This window comes from Streptococcus mitis (assembly GCF_003944325.1).
Lineage (GTDB): Bacteria > Bacillota > Bacilli > Lactobacillales > Streptococcaceae > Streptococcus > Streptococcus mitis_CW.
Window position 1 is genome coordinate 1 of the sequence record NZ_RJPX01000037.1, and the last position, 20,949, is coordinate 20,949.

Annotated in this window: 18 protein-coding genes and 2 pseudogenes; 12 read left to right on the forward strand and 8 right to left on the reverse strand. The window is 37.5% G+C overall.

Features of this window, described 5'->3' with window-relative positions; translation table 11 throughout:
* On the reverse strand, positions 1–2,568 hold a 2,568-nt coding region (locus D8787_RS11930; protein WP_125423117.1), incomplete at its 3' end, for a YSIRK-type signal peptide-containing protein.
* 245 nt (positions 2,569–2,813) lie between these two features.
* Between D8787_RS11930 and D8787_RS09135 the strand changes: the two are divergent.
* A pseudogene (locus D8787_RS09135) lies at positions 2,814–2,891 on the forward strand (DNA-binding transcriptional regulator); the annotation flags it as partial.
* Here the strand turns inward: D8787_RS09135 and D8787_RS09140 are convergent.
* The 5 genes from D8787_RS09140 to D8787_RS09160 all read right to left on the reverse strand — a co-directional run bounded on the left by D8787_RS09140 (position 2,888) and on the right by D8787_RS09160 (position 7,585).
* On the reverse strand, positions 2,888–3,355 hold the full coding sequence (locus tag D8787_RS09140; protein ID WP_125423120.1) for an 8-oxo-dGTP diphosphatase: 468 nt from the start codon (positions 3,353–3,355) through the stop codon (positions 2,888–2,890). The pseudogene D8787_RS09135 and the gene D8787_RS09140 overlap by 4 nt on opposite strands.
* 72 nt (positions 3,356–3,427) lie before the next feature.
* Positions 3,428–3,916 carry a GNAT family N-acetyltransferase gene (locus D8787_RS09145; protein ID WP_125423123.1) on the reverse strand — a complete coding sequence of 163 codons (489 nt, stop codon included), beginning with the start codon at positions 3,914–3,916 and terminating at the stop codon, positions 3,428–3,430.
* 14 nt (positions 3,917–3,930) lie between these two features.
* Complete coding sequence (locus tag D8787_RS09150; RefSeq protein WP_125423126.1) at positions 3,931–4,557, reverse strand: NAD(P)H-dependent oxidoreductase; 627 nt, start codon at positions 4,555–4,557, stop codon at positions 3,931–3,933.
* Positions 4,558–4,566: 9 nt separating this feature from the next.
* On the reverse strand, positions 4,567–6,555 hold the full coding sequence (gene uvrB, locus D8787_RS09155) for an excinuclease ABC subunit UvrB (RefSeq protein ID WP_049544180.1): 1,989 nt from the start codon (positions 6,553–6,555) through the stop codon (positions 4,567–4,569).
* Positions 6,556–6,631: 76 nt separating this feature from the next.
* Positions 6,632–7,585, reverse strand: coding sequence for a CPBP family intramembrane glutamic endopeptidase (locus D8787_RS09160; protein ID WP_125423129.1), 954 nt, complete (start codon positions 7,583–7,585; stop codon positions 6,632–6,634).
* A 173-nt stretch (positions 7,586–7,758) separates the two neighbouring features.
* Between D8787_RS09160 and D8787_RS09165 the strand changes: the two genes are divergently transcribed.
* From D8787_RS09165 to zwf, 3 genes are all read left to right on the forward strand, one after another.
* Positions 7,759–9,924, forward strand: coding sequence for an ABC transporter substrate-binding protein/permease (locus D8787_RS09165; RefSeq protein ID WP_125423132.1), 2,166 nt, complete (start codon positions 7,759–7,761; stop codon positions 9,922–9,924).
* A complete protein-coding gene (locus D8787_RS09170; RefSeq protein WP_055386918.1) occupies positions 9,924–10,664 on the forward strand; it encodes an amino acid ABC transporter ATP-binding protein in 741 nt (246 codons plus the stop codon). The genes D8787_RS09165 and D8787_RS09170 overlap by 1 nt, the downstream gene beginning before the upstream one ends.
* A gap of 150 nt (positions 10,665–10,814) precedes the next feature.
* Positions 10,815–12,305 carry a glucose-6-phosphate dehydrogenase gene (gene zwf, locus D8787_RS09175; RefSeq protein ID WP_125423136.1) on the forward strand — a complete coding sequence of 497 codons (1,491 nt, stop codon included), beginning with the start codon at positions 10,815–10,817 and terminating at the stop codon, positions 12,303–12,305.
* 261 nt (positions 12,306–12,566) lie between these two features.
* Here the strand turns inward: zwf and tnpA (D8787_RS09180) are convergent, their stop codons facing one another.
* The gene (gene tnpA, locus D8787_RS09180) at positions 12,567–12,887 is read right to left on the reverse strand and encodes an IS200/IS605 family transposase (protein WP_398575279.1); all 321 of its coding nucleotides are present in this window, start codon (positions 12,885–12,887) and stop codon (positions 12,567–12,569) included.
* A pseudogene (locus D8787_RS12120) lies at positions 12,865–12,924 on the reverse strand (hypothetical protein); the annotation flags it as partial. The gene tnpA (D8787_RS09180) and the pseudogene D8787_RS12120, both read right to left, overlap by 23 nt.
* Before the next feature lie 357 nt (positions 12,925–13,281).
* Between D8787_RS12120 and D8787_RS09185 the strand changes: the two are divergent.
* The 8 genes from D8787_RS09185 to tnpA (D8787_RS09215) all read left to right on the forward strand — a co-directional run.
* Positions 13,282–14,859: a helix-turn-helix domain-containing protein gene (locus tag D8787_RS09185; RefSeq protein WP_125423140.1), complete on the forward strand. Its 1,578-nt coding sequence runs from the start codon at positions 13,282–13,284 to the stop codon at positions 14,857–14,859.
* Positions 14,852–15,736, forward strand: coding sequence for a GSCFA domain-containing protein (locus D8787_RS09190; RefSeq protein WP_125423144.1), 885 nt, complete (start codon positions 14,852–14,854; stop codon positions 15,734–15,736). Before D8787_RS09185 ends, D8787_RS09190 begins: the two co-directional genes overlap by 8 nt.
* The gene (locus D8787_RS09195) at positions 15,717–16,802 is read left to right on the forward strand and encodes a hypothetical protein (protein WP_125423148.1); all 1,086 of its coding nucleotides are present in this window, start codon (positions 15,717–15,719) and stop codon (positions 16,800–16,802) included. Before D8787_RS09190 ends, D8787_RS09195 begins: the two co-directional genes overlap by 20 nt.
* A 2-nt stretch (positions 16,803–16,804) precedes the next feature.
* Positions 16,805–18,010, forward strand: coding sequence for an ATP-grasp domain-containing protein (locus D8787_RS09200; protein ID WP_125423151.1), 1,206 nt, complete (start codon positions 16,805–16,807; stop codon positions 18,008–18,010).
* Positions 18,007–19,122: a biotin carboxylase gene (locus D8787_RS09205; protein WP_125423154.1), complete on the forward strand. Its 1,116-nt coding sequence runs from the start codon at positions 18,007–18,009 to the stop codon at positions 19,120–19,122. The genes D8787_RS09200 and D8787_RS09205 overlap by 4 nt, the downstream gene beginning before the upstream one ends.
* On the forward strand, positions 19,106–20,281 hold the full coding sequence (locus D8787_RS09210) for an MFS transporter (protein WP_125423157.1): 1,176 nt from the start codon (positions 19,106–19,108) through the stop codon (positions 20,279–20,281). The genes D8787_RS09205 and D8787_RS09210 overlap by 17 nt, the downstream gene beginning before the upstream one ends.
* Positions 20,282–20,387: 106 nt before the next feature.
* Positions 20,388–20,552 (forward strand): hypothetical protein, encoded by a 165-nt coding sequence (locus D8787_RS11485; RefSeq protein WP_185776789.1) that lies wholly within the window; start codon positions 20,388–20,390, stop codon positions 20,550–20,552.
* 211 nt (positions 20,553–20,763) lie between these two features.
* The coding region (gene tnpA, locus D8787_RS09215) for an IS200/IS605 family transposase (protein WP_125423160.1) at positions 20,764–20,949 on the forward strand (186 nt) is incomplete at its 3' end.

Consider the following 20,949-nt stretch of genomic DNA (forward strand, 5'->3'; position numbering starts at 1 on the left):
ACTTACGTCACTGTTGCCGTGTTTAGCAGTTGCNCTGACTTGTGTTCCTGCANTTGCTGCATTGTGCGCTACAGTGACTACTCCAGTCCTTGAATCTACACTTACTCCTGTTTTCGTTGGCGATAAAGTCCATGTTGAGCCAGTTTTCGTTGCGACTACTGTTGAGTTTCCTACTGTGACTTCTACTCGGTCTGCGCCTGTGCTTGGCGTTACGGTTACTCGTGCATTTGCTGTATCGCTTACTACTGTTGGCGCATTTGGTGTTGTTTCTTTTGCTGGTAAGTTTGCTCTTGATGCTGTACTTACGTCACTGTTGCCGTGTTTAGCAGTTGCGCTGACTTGTGTTCCTGCATTTGCTGCATTGTGCGCTACAGTGACTACTCCGCTTGTTGGATCTACACTTACTCCTGTTTTCGTTGACGATAAAGTCCATGTTGAGCCAGTTTTCGTTGCGACCACTGTTGAGTTTCCTACTGTAACTTCTACTCGGTCTGCGCCTGTGCTTGGCGTTACGGTTACTCGTGCATTTGCTGTATCGCTTACTACTGTTGGCGCATTTGGTGTTGTTTCTTTTGCTGGTAAGTTTGCTGTTGATGCTGTACTTGCGTCACTGTTTCCATGTTTTGCGGTTGCGCTGACTTGTGTTCCTGCACTTGCTGCATTATGCGCTACAGTGACTACTCCGCTTGTTGGATCTACACTTACTCCTGTTTTCGTTGGCGATAAAGTCCATGTTGAGCCAGTTTTCGTTGCGACCACTGTTGAGTTTCCTACTGTAACTTCTACTCGGTCTGCATCTGCACTTGGCGTTACTGTTACTCGTGCATTTGCTGTATCACTTACTACTGTTGGTGCTCCTGGTGTTGCTGTTTTAGGTGCTTTGGGAATTACCACAGCATCACTCATATCTGACGTGGTTTCCCTTGTTGTAAAAGTATTTCCATATGCATCTCTAGGAGGTATTCCACCCTGCGCAATATTTTTAACGGTAATTCGATCATTTTCTCTTAGTGCACTAGTTGGTGTCCACGTTGCCTGTCCATTTGTTGCATTTACTACAGTTTGCTTTTGTCCATTAAGATAAAATTCTACTTTACTTATAGGTGTATTCGCAACTCTTGCTGTAACAACTGGCTTTTTCCCTTCTGCATTTACTAAATCAGCAACACTTACAGTAGGTTTTTTAGGTTTTACGGTTATTGGCACATTTAATGTCGTCCATTGCGAATTATTATTTTTATTATTTAGTACATGAACATGCAAATCGTAAGTCCCAATCATATCATTTGGAATTATCCCTACTAGTTTTATATTAGTTCCACCTTCAAACGGCCCAATACCATCACTCCGTCTGTTAGTATATTCAGTTCTTGGTCCAGTATTTGGGGTTGTAGTAATATATACATCTCTTGTACTAATGGCTTTTGTATCATATTTTACTTTGATAATAATGTTCTTACCATATCCTAATTCTTCACCGGCAACTAAACTCGATAAATCAGCACCTACTGTTTCATAAGTGAATCTTGTATTGTTTGGAGCAGCTCGTAGTCCACTACCTTCAGGTAAAGCAGTCCCATTCAAGATATGATTATGTCCTGCGATATTCCTATCATTTGGCTCAGTATTTTGGGCTTTCTTCCCTACTGTTTCTTTACCATTTGTTGTATCTAGTTTAGGAGTGTTTTCCTCTAGTGGTTTATGAGTCATTTTCACACGTCTTAAACTACTGTTTTTGTAATTAACTAACTCTTTATATACCGAGTTAACTTCCTCTTGATTTTTAGAAATTGTTAATACTTCTTTAGCTTTTGCAACTTTTTCTTTTAATCCCTTTACTGAATCCTCAGTGTATTTTTCTGGATCTAATTTGTCAATTTCTTTTAAAAGCGTTTCCAATTTGGTTTTATTAGTGAACACTTCCTCGACTTTGTCATCTTTTACAGATTTTTTGATTTCTGCAGTCTGATTAACAAGTGTCACAGCATTCTCTGATACTTCAAACTCTTTTTTATCTTGAGCTTTAGAACCAGATCCATCTTCCTTGTTAGAAGCTTTATCTTCAGTCTTAGACTTAAGTAGACGCACTTGCTCTGTAAGAAATTGAACTCGACTTACTTGACTTGCAATCGCTTCCTCAGAAGTATTTTCTCCATTAAGTAAACGGTTATTTTCATCGGTTAATTTAGTAAGTTGATTAGCTAAACTGAATAAACTTTTCTCATCTACTTTTGCAATTGCAGCTTGAAGTTCACTAATAGCCTGAACAAGAGGAGACTTATCCACTGTCTTCTGAGCAACTGGTGTTTTATCACCCACTACTTCCTCTTTTGATTTCTCTATAGGATTCTCTTTAGGTGGAACTCCTTCTGTCAGTTCCGTAACACCAACATTTACCTTTTCAGTATTAGCCGTAGCAGGTGATACTGGTAAAGTGTCTGCCTTAACCGCACCATTTGCAAAAAACATTAATGCAGCAACTGCAACACTTGCAGCACCAAAATGGTACTTGCGAATAGAATAACGGAATACCTTTTCTCCGTTCACTTCTCGATTTGATTTTCTCATCTAATCGCCTCTCTCTTATTTTTATTTTTGAGGTACTAAAAAATACCCCCCCCTTAAATATTTTAGTAATTTAAGGAAAGGATATGCTTTTTTAATTTTGGGTACCACACTTGTTTTAAAAACATAGTACACTTTCTATTTTACATCTTTCTTAGAAAAATTAACAGTATAACCCATATATTTTTTCTAATTTAGCATTTAATTTTAGCAAGTATATATACTTTTTTTCCTAATCTTCTATTACTATTAGACAGGAAACACAACAAGACCTCCACTATATCGAGGAGGCCTTGGATCAGCTAGGTTATTTAGTAAAAGACTAGAAAATTTTCTTTTCCCAATCGTCTTCTGTACGGCGAGGGTAGAAAAATTCAGACTTGTCAGGAGCTTCCATCATCTCCATCAAGGGTAACATATCATAGGCCAAATCCAAGTTTGGAATCTGGTCTTTTTGCACCCAAGAAACTTCTCCTTCCTCTGAAGAGCGAAGAGTACCAGAGAACTCAGTCGCCTTATAACAAATGACAATATAGCGCCCACCTGTATCTAGTGGCCAATTTTTAATGCCGACCAATTGAGGATTTTGGATAGTCAATCCTGTTTCTTCATAGATTTCACGAATGACAGACTCTGCGAAAGACTCACCATTTTCTACATGGCCTCCTGGAAAGGCATAACCTGACCAGCGATTGGTTTCAGGAGCACGGTACTGCATCACCACGCGCTGGGTTTCGAGGTCTTCAATCAGACAAATATTTGTTAAAATCGTTAATTGTGCTCGAGACATAAATTTACTCACTTTCTAATTTATTACATTTTCAGACTTGGTACCAGTACCATTAGCTTCTACTTTTTAAAATTATTTAGAATAAAATACCATCCGTTTTTCCTTTATGGGCTTTCCAAGTTCAAGCATCTTTTCTTGTCCATCAAAAGTAAAACCCATTTTTTGATAGAAAGCTATGGCGCGCTTATTATCTTTCAATACCCATAAGAAAATTTCAGAAAAATGATCAAAATCAATCAAAGCTTCTTTCATTAACTTTTGTGCGATTCCTTTTCCATAATAGTCTTTTAAAACATATAAAGCAATAATTTCACCAGCTTGAATAATCTCATCACGAAAGTTTCCATAACTGATAAAACCAACTACCTTCACGCCATCTATCGCAATCAATGTATTTTCTGGATACTTTTGACTAAAGAATCGACATCTTTCTAATGTCATTGTCTCCTGAAATTCTGTAGGCAAAAGATCGTCATAAGCCTCTCTCCACGCTTTCCAGTGAACGAAGGATTTACCTTCTATCTCTTCAGGAGTTTCCATTGATTTGATAATCACCGTCATTTGTTTTCTTCTCCTTAATTCAACACCCTGACTTCCTTTGCCACTTTTTGTAGAAATTTTTCTCTTGTTGAACTTGTATTCACTTCACGTCCTAATTCTCCTAAGATTGAAACCCTCTTTGTTTTTATACCACAATGATTCAATACAGCATTCTTTAAAACTGATATTCCATAACTGTCTGGAATATTAATCAGACTTGAAAATACTTTGTACCACCAAGTTGGTGCCATGGAGGTTGCATAGATACTAGCTGTTTTTCCTTTTAGTAACTTTTTAAACTGATTACCTCTCAAGTAGTTCAAAATAAAGCTTCCTCGATTATTTGCAGAGTATGCAATGCCTGGCGTAAAAACACGATCAATCCACCCCTTCAATAGACTAGGCATACTACTCCACCAAATTGGATAAACAAAAATGAAATGATCTGCCCACTGAATTAATTCCTGAGAGCGTAGAATAAATGGATTGTCCTCCATCCTTTGTCGATAACCATAACGTAATACAGGATCAAAATCTTCTTCATTAAGATTAATCATTTCAAGTTCATGTCTCTTTGAGTCTATATTTTCTACAATCGTTTGAAAAATTGCTTGGCAGTAACTTTCTTTATCAGGATGTCCATTAATAACTAAAATATTCATAAAATTCCCCTAATCCAAGGCCTTGACTTCCAGCATCATATCACGAATCTGAGCTGCTAGTTCAAAATCAAGCACTTCGACAGCTTCTTGCATTTGTTTTTCTAGTTTCTTAACTAGTTCTTTGCGTTCTTGTTTGTTTAGGCTATTGATATCGACTTCCTTGTCCTCTTCCTTGGCAACAGCCTTGGTAACAGCAATCAGGTCACGGATTTCTTTCTTGATTGTCTGAGGCACAATACCGTGTTCTTCATTATAAGCCATCTGGATTTTGCGACGACGGGCAGTTTCATCGATAGCACGTTGCATAGACTGGGTAACTGTGTCCGCATACATGATGACATGGCCTTCGCTATTACGGGCAGCACGTCCAATGGTCTGGATGAGGCCACGTTCGTTACGGAGAAAGCCTTCCTTGTCAGCATCAAGAATGGCAACTAAGCTTACCTCAGGAACGTCAATACCTTCACGGAGCAGGTTAATACCGACCAAGACATCAAAGACACCCAAGCGTAGGTCACGGATAATCTCTGTCCGCTCCAAGGTCTTGATATCCGAGTGCATATACTTGACCTTGATGCCCATTTCTTTGAAGTAGTCGGTTAAGTCCTCTGCCATTTTCTTAGTCAAGGTTGTGATAAAGGTTCGTTCGTTCTTTTCAACACGGGCATTGATTTCACCTAAGAGATCATCAATCTGTCCCATAGTCGGACGGACCTCCACCTCTGGGTCCAAAAGACCTGTCGGACGAATGATTTGCTCAATCACTGTCTCGGTCTGTTCATTTTCATAGTCGCCTGGTGTCGCTGAAACGTAAACAATCTGGTGCACATGGCTTTCAAACTCTTCACGACGGAGAGGACGATTGTCCAAGGCGGACGGTAAACGGAAACCATAATTAACCAGCATTTCCTTACGAGAGCGGTCTCCGTTGTACATACCCTTGATCTGCCCCATAGTCATGTGACTCTCGTCAATCATAATCAAGAAATCATCTGGGAAGAAGTCGAGAAGCGTATAAGGAGGCTCTCCTTCGCTACGTCCATCCATGTGGCGTGAATAGTTCTCAACCCCGTTGGTATAGCCCATCTCACGCAGCATTTCGATATCATATTCTGTCCGCTGTTTCAAACGCTGGGCTTCAAGCAATTTACCTTCCTTCTCAAAGACAGCTAACTGCTCTTCTAACTCTGCTTGAATCTTGGCAATGGCAACTTCCATATGGTCGTCATTGGTCACAAAGTGAGTTGCTGGGAAAATCGCCAAATGATCCACTTCACCGAGAACTTGACCAGTTAATGCTTCGACTTCACGAATACGGTCAATCTCATCTCCGAAGAACTCTACTCGAAAGGCATGTTCATCACGGGAAGCTGGGAAAATCTCCACCACATCCCCACGCACACGGAATCTTCCCCGTTGGAAATCAATGTCATTGCGCTCAAACTGAATATCAACCAGGTCATTCAAGAGTTTATCCCGAGAAATTTCCAGACCTGGACGGAGACTAACGACACTGTCAGCGTATTCCTTGGGCGAACCCAAACCATAGATACAAGAGACAGAAGCCACGACGATAACATCATTACGCTCCAAAAGAGCTGAGGTCGCTGAGTGGCGGAGCTTGTCAATCTCATCATTGACAGAGCTATCCTTTTCAATATAGGTATCGCTAGAAGGGACATAGGCCTCAGGTTGGTAATAATCATAGTAAGACACAAAGTACTCAACGGCATTTTCAGGGAAAAATTCCTTAAACTCCCCATAAAGTTGTCCTGCCAGAGTCTTATTGTGGGCGATAACCAGAGTAGGTTTATTGACTTTGGAAATGACCTGACTCATGGTATAGGTCTTCCCTGTTCCAGTCGCCCCCATCAAAATCTGTGCTTTTTCTCCTCCCTCAATATTATCCACCAACTGCTCGATAGCTTGAGGTTGGTCTCCTGATGGTTGATATTTTGATACTAGTTTAAATTGATTGTCAGTAATGCGGTTAATCATAAGAATCCTCTCTTGATGTGCTATTCCTATTTTAGCATACTTGTAGCATTTTCACGAAGAAAAGGACGGAATGAAGTCACATCCTTTCATTTTCTTTCTTTAATTGATGAGCGAGATAGAAAATCAAAAGTAACAAGACTAAACTTGTCATGATAGAACCTTCTATCCCAAAAGCCCCACCTGATAGCCAGCCTTGATCTCCTTGTGGTAAAAAGGTCATTAGCGATGTCCCAGACGGCTGACCGCTAACTAAAATCCCAAATAAATTTCCCTGAGCAAAATTCCAGGCGCCATGAATACCTGCTACACCCCAAACTGTATCTATTTTGAGGAGGTAAAGTGACATGGCAACGCCGAATAAAAAGAGATTCACTAGAGATAGAGGGGTGAGACCAGAATTTCCCGCATGAAGCAGGGTAAAGAACAAACTAGATATAAGAACAGCAAGTTTTAGATTGGTTCTTGAGGCCAATTGAGGAAGGAGCCAAGCACGGGCCACCACTTCTTCTGTTGTCCCCTGTAAAATCCAAAAAGGGATAGTAAAGACTACAAAGACAAGCGAGTAAAGATTCAAGTGAATGGATTCCAAACGATATTGCCCCAAGGCTACTAAACCTAACAAGGTCAGAAGAAAAAGTGCCAAACCTAGGTCAAATCCTTTAAGAAGATTGCTGAGGAAATTCTCTCTATAAAATCCTAAAGTTCGAATAGGTCTTTTCTCAACTTTTCTAGTCCATCTAAACACAGTGTTAAGAATAAAACCAAAGGCCAGCAATTCTAAAATTAAACGAAAGTCACTTGTTTTATCCATCAAGCTCTGATGCAAGGTCTGCAAATAGGTTGCAAGATTTTGACCAGTCTCTCCAAAATTTCTAGCAAGTCCGATGAGAGCTAACAAACTAATACCATACAGAGTATAAGCCACAAACTCTCCTATGAAGACAAAAGCAAAGGCTAACAAGGGGCTTGTGTAAATGTTTAAACTCATTTTTGAAGCTTGGAAGTCTTTAAATATTCTTTTGTTCTTCATATCCCTGTCCTCTTTTCTTCTATTATATACTATTATTATAGCACTTTATAGTAGCAATTCAAGAAAGAAAAGAAATAACCTATGTTACATTTTCTGACACAAAAATATAAAAAATTTGCCTTTTTTTACTTTTTCTGATATAATGGGAAAATATTCGGAAAAGGAGACTAAAAATGAAGAAAAAATTTCTAGCATTTTTGCTAATTTTATTCCCAATTTTCTCATTAGGTATTGTGAAGGCAGAAACGATTAAGATTGTGTCTGATACCGCCTATGCACCTTTTGAGTTTAAAGATTCAGATCAAACTTATAAAGGAATTGATGTTGACATTATCAACAAAGTCGCTGAGATTAAAGGCTGGAACATTCAGATGTCCTATCCTGGATTTGACGCAGCGGTTAATGCGGTTCAAGCTGGTCAAGCTGACGCTATCATGGCAGGGATGACAAAGACGAAAGAACGTGAAAAAGTTTTTACCATGTCTGATACTTACTATGATACAAAAGTTGTCATTGCAACTACAAAGGCACACAAGATTAGTCAGTATGACCAATTAAAAGGTAAAACTGTTGGTGTTAAAAACGGAACTGCCGCTCAACGTTTCCTTGAAAGTATTAAGGACAAATACGGCTTTACCATTAAAACATTTGACACTGGTGATTTGATGAACAACAGCTTAAGTGCTGGTGCCATTGATGCTATGATGGATGATAAACCTGTTATCGAGTATGCCATCAACCAAGGTCAAGACCTCCATATCGAAATGGATGGGGAAGCTGTAGGTAGCTTTGCTTTCGGTGTTAAAAAAGGAAGCAAATACGAGCACCTGGTTACTGAATTTAACCAAGCCTTGGCTGAAATGAAAAAAGATGGTAGTCTTGATAAAATCATCAAGAAATGGACTGCTTCATCATCTTCAGCAGTGCCAACTACAACTACTCTAGCAGGCTTAAAAGCTATTCCTGTTAAAGCTAAATACATCATTGCCAGCGATTCTTCTTTTGCACCTTTTGTTTTCCAAAACTCAAGCAACCAATTTACTGGTATTGATATGGAATTGATTAAGGCCATCGCTAAAGACCAAGGTTTTGAAATTGAAATCACCAACCCTGGTTTTGATGCCGCTATCAGTGCTGTTCAAGCCGGTCAAGCAGATGGTATCATTGCTGGTATGTCTGTCACAGATGCTCGTAAGGCAACGTTTGACTTCTCAGAATCATACTACACTGCCAATACTATCCTTGGTGTCAAAGAATCAAGCACCATTGCTTCTTATGAAGATTTGAAAGGAAAGACAGTCGGTGTTAAAAACGGAACTGCTTCTCAAACCTTCCTAACTGAAAACCAAAGCAAATACGGCTACAAAATCAAAACCTTCGCTGATGGTTCATCAATGTATGACAGTTTAAATACTGGTGCCATTGATGCCGTTATGGATGATGAGCCTGTTCTCAAATATTCTATCAGCCAAGGTCAAAAATTGAAAACTCCAATCGCTGGAACTCCAATCGGTGAAACAGCCTTTGCTGTTAAAAAAGGAGCAAATCCAGAATTGATTGAAATGTTTAACAACGGACTTGCAAACCTTAAAGCAAACGGTGAATTCCAAAAGATTCTTGACAAATACCTAGCTAGCGAATCTTCAACTGCTTCAACAAGCACGGTTGACGAAACAACTATCTGGGGCTTGCTTCAAAACAACTACAAACAACTCCTTAGTGGTCTTGGAATCACTCTTGCTCTAGCTCTTATCTCATTTGCTATCGCCATTGTCATCGGGATTATCTTTGGTATGTTTAGCGTTAGCCCATACAAATCTCTTCGTGTCATCTCTGAGATTTTTGTTGACGTTATCCGTGGTATTCCATTGATGATTCTTGCAGCCTTCATCTTCTGGGGAATTCCAAACTTCATCGAGTCCATCACAGGCCAACAAAGCCCAATTAACGACTTTGTAGCTGGTACTATTGCCCTATCGCTCAATGCAGCTGCTTATATCGCTGAAATCGTTCGTGGTGGTATTCAGGCCGTTCCAGTTGGGCAAATGGAAGCCAGCCGTAGCTTGGGGATCTCTTATGGAAAAACCATGCGTAAGATTATCTTGCCACAAGCAACTAAATTGATGTTGCCAAACTTTGTTAACCAATTCGTTATCGCACTTAAAGATACAACAATCGTATCTGCTATCGGTTTGGTGGAACTCTTCCAAACTGGTAAGATTATCATTGCCCGTAACTACCAAAGTTTCAAGATGTATGCAATCCTTGCTATCTTCTATCTTGTAATTATCACACTTTTGACTAAACTAGCGAAACGCTTAGAAAAGAGGATTCGTTAATGGCAAAATTAAAAATTGATGTAAATGATTTACACAAAAGCTACGGAAAAAATGAAGTTTTAAAAGGAATTACAACTAAGTTCTATGAAGGAGATGTTGTTTGTATCATCGGTCCTTCAGGTTCTGGTAAGTCAACCTTCCTTCGTAGCCTTAATCTTCTAGAAGAAGTTACGAGCGGTCACATCACTGTGAACGGTTATGACTTAACTGAAAAAACAACCAACGTTGACCACGTCCGTGAAAATATCGGGATGGTGTTCCAACACTTCAACCTCTTCCCACATATGTCTGTTTTGGACAACATCACCTTTGCTCCTATTGAGCACAAGTTGATGACCAAGGAAGAAGCTGAGAAATTGGGAATGGAGTTGCTTGAAAAGGTTGGACTAGCAGATAAGGCTAAGGCCTGTCCAGATAGCCTGTCAGGTGGTCAAAAACAACGTGTAGCCATTGCTCGTGGACTAGCAATGAACCCAGACATCATGCTCTTTGATGAACCAACTTCTGCTCTTGACCCTGAGATGGTTGGAGACGTACTAAACGTTATGAAGGAATTGGCTGAGCAAGGCATGACCATGATTATCGTAACCCATGAGATGGGATTTGCCCGTCAGGTTGCCAACCGCGTTATCTTTACTGCAGATGGCGAGTTCCTTGAAGACGGAACACCTGACCAAATCTTTGATAACCCGCAACACCCACGTCTGAAAGAGTTCTTGGACAAGGTCTTAAACGTTTAAACGCAAACTGTAAGGATTTCCTTGCAGTTTTTTTCTATCTCGTATTGGATTTTTTGATTTTTCGGAAAATTATGTTAGAATTAAGTTTATGAAATGAGGTTTCCTCATACCTAGCAAGACTAGGAATAAAAATAGAAATTAGGTAGCTAGATGTCATCTAAGGTTATTGTTACAATTTTCGGTGCGAGTGGAGACCTGGCTAAACGCAAGCTCTACCCTTCCCTATTTAGACTATATAAATCCGGCAATCTTTCCGAGCACTTTGCCGTTATTGGAACTGCTCGTCGTCCTTGGAGCAAGGAATATTTTGAATCTGTTGTAGTCGAATCTATCCTTGATTTGGCAGATAGTACCGAACAGGCTCAAGAATTCGCTAGTCACTTCTACTATCAAAGTCACGATGTCAATGATACGGAGCACTATATTGCTTTGCGTCAATTGCAGGCTGAACTAAATGACAAGTACCAAGCTGAACACAACAAGCTCTTCTTCTTGTCGATGGCGCCTCAATTCTTTGGAACCATTGCAAAGCACCTCAAGTCTGAAAACATTGTAGATGGTAAAGGTTTTGAACGCTTAATCGTTGAAAAACCATTTGGTACAGATTATGCAACAGCAAGCAAGTTGAATGACGAACTCCTAGCAACATTTGACGAAGAACAAATTTTCCGTATTGACCATTATCTTGGTAAGGAAATGATACAAAGCATCTTTGCAGTTCGCTTTGCCAACTTGATTTTCGAAAACGTTTGGAACAAGGACTTTATCGACAATGTTCAAATTACCTTTGCGGAGCGCTTGGGTGTAGAAGAACGCGGTGGCTACTATGACCAATCTGGTGCCCTCCGTGACATGGTACAAAACCATACTTTGCAACTGCTTTCGCTCCTTGCCATGGATAAGCCAGCCAGCTTCACAAAAGACGAGATTCGTGCTGAAAAGATTAAGGTCTTTAAAAACCTCTATCATCCAACTGATAAAGAGCTTAAAGAACACTTTATCCGTGGCCAATACCGTTCAGGTAAGATTGATGGCATGAAATACATTTCTTATCGTAGCGAGCCAAATGTGAATCCAGAATCTACAACTGAAACCTTTGCATCTGGTGCTTTCTTTGTAGACAGCGATCGCTTCCGTGGTGTTCCATTCTTCTTCCGTACTGGTAAACGTCTGACTGAAAAAGGAACTCATGTCAACATCGTCTTTAAACAAATGGACTCTATCTTTGGAGAACCACTTGCTCCAAATATTTTGACCATCTATATCCAACCAACAGAAGGTTTCTCTCTTAGCCTAAATGGTAAGCAGGTGGGAGAAGAATTCAACTTGGCTCCTAACTCACTTGATTACCGTACAGATGCGACCGCAACTGGTGCTTCTCCAGAACCATACGAAAAATTGATCTATGACGTCTTAAACAATAACTCAACTAACTTTAGCCACTGGGATGAGGTTAGTGCGTCATGGAAATTGATTGACCGTATCGAAGAACTCTGGGCTGAAAATGGTGCCCCACTTCATGACTATAAAGCTGGAAGCATGGGACCTCAAGCAAGCTTTGACTTACTTGAAAAATTCGGTGCCAAATGGACTTGGCAACCAGATATCGCCTATCGTCAAGATGGTCGTTTAGAATCATGACCACCCGTCTAACAGGTGGTTTGAACCAGGGCTATAAGCCCAAATTACCAGCCAGCGCCTAAAGACGCTGGCTTTCACGTTGTTCAAGCCTTATTGCTCTTGACTCGTCACTTGCCTCTCAAAGAGGCCTTAGTATTACTTACCACTATCCCTAAAGGGATCCTCATATTCTTTTACACTCTATTTATCTAGTGCTATATCACGCTTTACTCGTTCTCAAATTTTCATACTCGTGAAGAAATCATCCACTGGATAATTTCTTTAATCTTGAATATATTTCTTAATTGTGGCTTCATTGAGTCCCACCGTACCCACATAATAACCTTCTGCCCAGAAATGCCGATTTCCAAACTTGTACTTGAGATTGGCGTGTTTGTCAAACATCATGAGTGCACTTTTTCCTTTTAAATAACCCATGAAACTCGAAACACTTATCCTTGGTGGAATACTTACTAACATATGTACATGGTCTGGCATTAAATGACCCTCGATAATTTCAACTCCTTTCTTTATAACTACATAATCGGTAAAATATTTCTCCCAAACTGCTTCGATATTGATTATAAATGACTTTTCGTCTATACTTAGGGGTGAACACAATGTGATAGAACACATCCACTTTGTGTGTGATAAACTATGTGCCTTTTGCGCCATATTTTTCTCCTTTCGCTTTACAATTGACTTGAACACCTTTATTGTATCGCGTTTGGAGTTTTTTTGTATAACCTTCGACGCGCACCCGCATAGCGGGTGGTTTTTTTGTCTCGCACCTAGCGGAGCGAGACGGACTAATAGTCACATAAATAAAAACGGGAGAGCTGACGCATCAGTCCCTCCTAGACATAAACAAGTGTGCCCGTTTACTGAAGATATTAGATCATCATGCTACGCAACAAATTGTTGCCTGAAAATTCTTGAAATTTATTTTGATGCGAGTATAATAAGAATTAAATTAACATAAGGGAGGCATACGCCTATGATTGGTGACTTTCTAAAGCAACGTAGATTAGCAATGGGGTTTACTCAAGAATTTGTAGCAAATCAATTAAAACTAAGCCGACAGGCTATTTCAAATTGGGAAAATGACTCTCGTGATATCAATGTTAGAGACTTAATAGCTTATGCAAAGCTACTAGAAATATCCTTCGAAGATTTAGAAGTTAGTTTAAATCAACCAAGTGCTTTAACTAAAGAAAGCATATCTAAAATATCAGATGGCGTTGTACCCAAGCATTTTAATTTAAAATTACAAAGACAAGAGCAGACTGAAGCTACCAGCACTCAAAAGCTTCACGTCAAAATCGAAGGAGATAAAGTTATCGGCGTTCATATTCTATTATCTTGCTTATTTTTGAATAAAAACAAGTTAATAATTAGAAACTGCCCTACTGCCTTTGATTTTCTAAATATACTCTATGAATTTGGAAAGAATGAGTGGTCTGATTCTTTCACCTATGAAGATACTATAGAGGTTAGCTCTAAAAGGATGCCTACAGATATTACATCTCTCAATAAAATTAGTAGAGCTAGCATTGGTACTATAACAGCTTTGACTTATCGATATCACCATCTTTTATTTGCATTTCCTGGAGGAGACGATTTTTGTTTCAGACCTATTGACTTACACCTTGATATTCTCTCCACCGTAGCGAGCTATACCTATCAAGAAGAGAATAAAATCTTTTATTCTGAGAAGAATGACTTGCTAAATAAAAACATATCCTTAAATTGTTACGCAGATGGTAGCAAGAGTGTGGGAGCTTTTTTCAACGCTATTAGCTTGGCTTACTTTTATCCAAATGAAATTAGAATCAACGGGCTTTCGCCAGACCCTACTGTGTCCTATCTCATTACATTACTAGAGTCTTCAACTAATCGTACAGTGCAATATCTAACATCTGATAAAATTGTCATTTCCAAAGTTGATTCTATTGAAATTAAAGATGCAGAAATCACATTACCTCCCGATATGTCTATGCTTGTATCCTATGTCTTGCTATTCTGGGATGAGTTAGAAAATATCATTTTTGACAATGTATTTATCAGAGATATTCCTCAAAGTTACATTGACCTTTTTACAAAATTAGGACTAAATATCATTGAAGACAAACACACAATTCAGTTCAAAAAAGCATCTCAAATAGAGTCCGAGTACTTTGAATTTTTACGTTTAGGTGCTGCACCATTTATTACAAGTGATTTAGGTCCTATTCTATCAGAATTTTTAGCCTTTCACAATATATCATCCATCCTATTTGATGAAGTATTTATTCAAAGAATCAATCATATTGCAGAATTACACAAATTGGGAATCAGAATAAAAGTTTTGAGTAACGGTGCATTAAAAACACAAGACAAACTATCAGATATTGATACAAATTTAAAAATGTATCATTTGAATGATACATGTGCAGGTATGGCTATCTTGATGGGAATCATTCAAGTTCATCTTGATAAAGTGATGCTATCAAATTTTGACACTGTTCTTCACGGATTCGGAAACATACAAAAGGTATTATGTTCATTAGGATATAAAGGAGAGATTTATGGATAACCTACACTTTTACTCATCAAAGAAATCTACGAAATTTCTGACATATCTTCCCAAGACAACTTGTTTCTTAGGTGCATGCACTGCTCAAAATCTAGCCCTTGGAATTGACTATTTTTCCAACAGTCAAATTAAAACTTTTTCTCCTTATGATACCATTTTTAATGCACCATCCTTACTAAAGGATTTAGAAATCATTGCATTTGAATTGAATCATCATATCTTGATAGATAGCAAACAAAAGGTATTCTATGATGAAGTTCGTTTTTGGAATCGTTCAGAGAGTTTTAAAAAGGTCATAAACGAAAATTTACAGATTGATACTTGTGTTAAGAGAGCAATAACTGAATCAGATTTACTAATCGTCTCTCTCGGATCCGTTGAAATGTGGTCTAAGTCTAAACACGTAATGAACATACTTCCAAGAAATCAGTTTTTCAACCCAGAGATTAAAAATGTTTATCTATCCTCCGACGATATTCTTAACTTTTCTAAGGAAATTATGCGAATCGTGCACCTTATCAATCCTGACATTAAGATTCAATTTTCAATCCCCTATGTACTTCTTAAAGCTTCTGAAAAATTTCAAAATCTTCATCTAGCTACAACTGAAAATTATCGGATTATCAAAGATGCTATTATGGAATTAGGGTACGACTATTACTTTCCTGAATATGAACTATTCAAATACTATGTCGAAAAAAATAATCATCCTTTCCAAGAAGATGGAAGACATCCCTCTGTCAAGCTAATTGCAGATATATCTAAACACATTGTAAAAGAAATTAACAAGGATTATCTATTAGATACACCCAACAAACCATTTGCAATCAACAAAGTCGATAGCCGAGGTAAAATAAATGGTAAAGAATACTTATAGTGACGATTTACAACGTATCTTTAAAGCTCAGACTCTCCCATCATCGCCTTTGATAAGAGAAGAAAAGAACTTATTTACTTTTTCACCAATTCAAGATGAGCTAGAGTATTTTAAAGAAAAGAAAGATGGTTTATATGTAAAAGAACAAGTTTGTTTCCGAAATGTCTACCCTGCTAACTTAGTAAACCCTATCTCTACCCCATGCCAAACTTTAATTAGTTTATTTTCCTTCCGTGAAGAGAAATATGGACAAATTATTGAAACCTTTATCACAAAATTTTTAAATAAATGGATTCCTTTCGATAACATTTATATTATATGTCCAAAAATGACTGATATCCTTGGTCAACTGTACAATGTTACTAATCACATTATCGAAATTGATAAAAATCGACTTCAGTGTCATGTTCCTTTATCAGGGAATCATTACTACATTAAAATTTGTAGCAAGTACCACGATGGTTTGGTAACATTAGCAAATTTTGTTCTAATCAATTTTCAAGGAGGATTTCAGTCTCAATTAGACAGTGTCTTCTTTCCTTTACGATTAGATATGATTCGTGAACAGGCTAAGTCTATTTACGAGTCACAAACTTTTCTGGCTACCTACAATAGGTTATATAGACTGTCTAATAGCCATGAACTAGCACATTTTTTCATCAGTCAACTAGAAGCATTAAACTTTTTATTCCCAGAAATTGGAAAATTTGGCAATCATAGACACAGCTATGCCCTAAAAAAGGTAGCTAGGGAAATTTTTTTAGAGTGTGATATTCACAACATCTCAGTAGAACTTATTTTTAATGAGTTTCCATCGGTTAAAATCGAATTGCTAAAACAGTACAAGGAATATTCTCGAAATATCAATAAAGCATTAAAGAAAGTCAAAAAGAGTAGGGATACAATGGGGGCAGATTATGCCTATCAGACATTAGGTATTCCTTATAAACTCTACAAAAATCAGATTGATCCCACTTACAAACTACCTGAGTTGCCGAGCAACTTTGCTTATTATAGAGATTCGCATAAAAACCTCTATCAAAATCCAATAGAAAGTTATAAATAATCATGGCAAAATTACTTATCTTACACCCCTATCGTGAAACTTACACCGATATTTACTCTTGTCTTTCCAAAAATCATCACTATACACTCCTGATTGATGATAGCAAAGTAGAATCATTTGAAACGAATAAACCAACCAATGTCACTCTAGTTACTATCCAACATTATCCTAAAAAGAGAAAAGAAACCTCACAAGGAATACTACAACAATCTCATTTCGATGCGATTGTTGCTTTAGATGAGTTTGATATGGTATTGGCTGCAGAATTACGAGAACAATTTCATATTAAGGGCCAATCAGTCAATCAAGCAAAAACTTTCCGTGATAAAGACAAAATGACACAGAAAGTCAGTGAACTAGGTTTTAAAATCCCCCATTCCCGGAAAATCTCATCTTATGAGGAATTGAAAAACTTTTTCAAAGAACATGGAGATATTATTCTAAAACCTTTGGATGGAGCTGGTTCTGTTGACACTTTCCACTTAAAAAGTGATAACGACTTAACTCCTTTTGATTCCGATAACTTTTGGGGAGATAAGACTGTCTTGGTTCAAGAATATATTTATTCAGATGTTTATCACATAGATGGCTTTGTTTATCAGGGGAATATCATCTACTGTGAACCTTCCCAATATATCTACAATCCCTTGCTCATTAAAAAAGGTATCTCAGCTGCAGCGGTTTCCTTGGATCACACTTCAAAACATTTCAAAAAACTTGTTGCTTACGCCTCTGAACTGTCTAAAAAACTCTACCCAGACGGAACATTTCTTTTTCACTTAGAGGTGTTTTACGATGGACACGAAATCATTTTTTTAGAAATTGCTTCACGCATTGGTGGTGCACGGATTCGTCAAAATCTACAATATAAACTGACCTACAATCCTCTTGAGCTTCTCTTGACAGCCATCTGTAATGACACCTTACCCATACTTCCAACCGTATTTCCAGTTACTGGCTGGCTTCTAACTGCCAAAAAGGAAGGAGTCATCCAACAACTCCCAGAACTAACGGAAACGATAAAAGAACAGTACTCTATCTTTGACTATATTACTTACACGCAAGTTGGTAAACAGTTGCATTCTGCTTTTCACAGTGCAGATGCTGTTGTCGGTTTTTCTTGTCATGGTTTAACATTCCGAGAAACAAAAAACAATCTTTTAGGAGCTGAGACTTGGGTGTTAGAAAACACGAGGTATAAGAAATGAAATATTTTATTTATCGCTTTTCTCCTGCAAGTATTGGTATTAAAGCAAAAGAAAATTTAGGTATTATCTGTCCTAGCAGACAAGAAAAAAATTATCTTTCAGTTGGATTTTTAAAGAACCAAATTTTTTGTATAGATGATTTTAGTCAAATTAATCTACTCCTTTTTTTCAAAGATATACAGAATATAGAGGATATTTTCACACTAGATGAAGGACTCATGCATATTGTCGGTATCTTAAAATCGCTTTTCACCTCCGATAAAGAGGCTTGGAAAATCGCTTATACTTATAAAGACAAGAAAATCATGCGCACTCAGCTGAGTGAACAAATCAGTCAACCTCAACTATTGAACCCAAATGATAGTCTTCCTAATACCTTTCTGATTAAACCTAGATGTGAAGCTTCTGGCAAAGATATTCATATTATCTCTCAAATACCAGAGTATTATACAGCTGAGAATTTTCTTTTAGAAAGTCAGGAACAATTTGATACCATGTTTACTTGTGATGGTATAGCTGTTAATGGAAAAATCCAATACTTTTTTACACATGAATATATAGGAAATATCCTAGATATTAAAACAACCTTCATCAATATCGTCCGTACAAACTCTCACTATAATAATCCCCTCTTCATTCAACGATTAAAAACTGAGACCCAAAAAGTATTGGACAGTTTAGGAACTGAGAAAATCCATCCTTTCCATGCAGAGTTCTTTTATAACTCCACTACAGATGAGATAAGCTTTTGTGAAATTGGAAAGCGGTTTGGTGGAGGAAATATTCCTTTGCTTATCAAATGTGCCTTTCAAATTAACATCCTAGATACTTACTGGAATCTTATAAATAGTGTTTCTATACAAGCAGAGATTCCAACATCACCCAGTAAAATTGCACTGACTTTAGCTATTTTTCAGAATGGCCATCATCAAGCTCCTCCAAAGATCCCTTTCCCTATCGAATTTTTTAGAGAATATCCTGAAAAGATAAACTGTCCTGCTCACTCACTAGATGATTTACGCTATCTCATCACTACTAGTGTAAAGAATGAGAAGGAATTTACACTCATAAACGAGCTACTTGAGGAATATAAGTATGAACAAAGAGAATAAAAATATCCTACTACTGATTATCAGGGGACAAACAACAAACTTGGGTAATATTATTTTTGATTATGCCAATAAACTATTAATCGCAAATCTTACCGTTCAATCCNCATTCTTTATGATGCTTTATCAGTCTAGCGAATCCATTGTTCGCTTACTATTTAATCTATTTGCAGGATATGTTGCTGATTTTAGCGATAGAAAACGTATGCTCATTCTAACAGATGTGATTGCTGCAATTGCAACTTTCTTACTATTTTTATTTTATAATCCGCAAAATATCTGGATATTGGTTGTTGTCAATATATTACTGGCTATTTTATTTAGTTTTAACGGCCCAGCTTATAAGGCTATTATAAAAGACCTTCTTTCCAGCGATGGAATCTTTACCTATAACTCTATTTCTAAAATAGTAGCTGAGATTGTTGGAGTTGGAGCACCGCTAGCTTCCGTCTTTGTTATCCATCAATTTGGATTTAGATATGGTATGCTGATTAATTCTTTCTCTTTTATTATTTCAGCTTTGTGTGAATATCGTTTTCACATTTTACATCACCATAATACTATCCAATCAAAATTTTTTACTGGATTAAAAGAAGGTTTTACCTACCTCTATGAAGACAAAACACTCCTAACCATTTTAATTTCTTCCGCCTTTCTAAATTTCTTAGATGCGATCTATTCCTTCTATCTTCCATTCACATCAACGTTTTCTCAATTTCATCAAATTTTTGCTTATATTCTCGTTTCTCAATCTATCGGAAGTATCTTAGGAGCTCTTATCATCAGTCTAAACAAGAAAAAAATTGAACCGAGATACTTTCTTCATTTCTTATTGCCAGGTGCAGTCTCCTTAATACTTATTAATCTTTTTCAATCCTCGCAAATTATCTTATTGATTCTATTTGCTCTGTTCTCTACAACTGTTTCAATGTTCAATGTGAATTTAATGTCACATCTCCAAGTTTCTATAGATTCCAATTTCTTAGGACGCATTTTTAGCATCATATTCACTATCAGTGGTATCTTTGCTCCTTTCGGAACTATGTTTGCATCATGGATTGATTTTAAAAATTGGCAAATATTTCAATATATAGGTATTGTTCAACTGCTGATTTATATAATCAGTTTACTAGCACTTAATAAGAGTTCCAAAAAAAGTTAAATCATCCAGCTACACAGCACAAAATTAGGAAGATTATTCAATTATAAATTGAAAATCTTTTTGAAATAAGCTATAATAAATTTAAGTAGTGATAGGAGATAGGATAGTGCCTACAATCAGTTTAACATGTGATATAAAGCTAACAAACGAAGATGCTTTAAAGATTTTCAACCATCAATCATCTGAAAAATTACAAGAAATATTGAAATCTATTGAATCACAAGATGCCTCCACTCTAACGGAAAATAAATTCATTTCAAAATATTTATAACTCATCGCTCTTACAATAAAAAATATCCTGCAAGATTGCCTTGCAGGATTTTTGCTTCTGATTATGTGACTATTAGTCCGTCTCGCTCCGCTAGGTGCGAGACAAAAAAACCACCCGCTATGCGGGTGCGCGTCGAAGGTTATACCCNAAAAACTCCAAACGCGATACAATAAAGGTGTTCAANCCAATTGTAAAGCGAAAGGAGCAAAATATGGCACAAAAGGCACATAGTTTATCGCACACAAAGTGGCACTGTAAGTATCACATTGTGTTCACCCCTAAGTATAGACGAAAAGTAATCTATAATCAATATCGAAGTAGTTTAGGAGAAATATTTCATCGCTTGTGTAGTTATAAAGGAGTTGAAATTATCGAGGGTCACTTAATGCCAGACCAT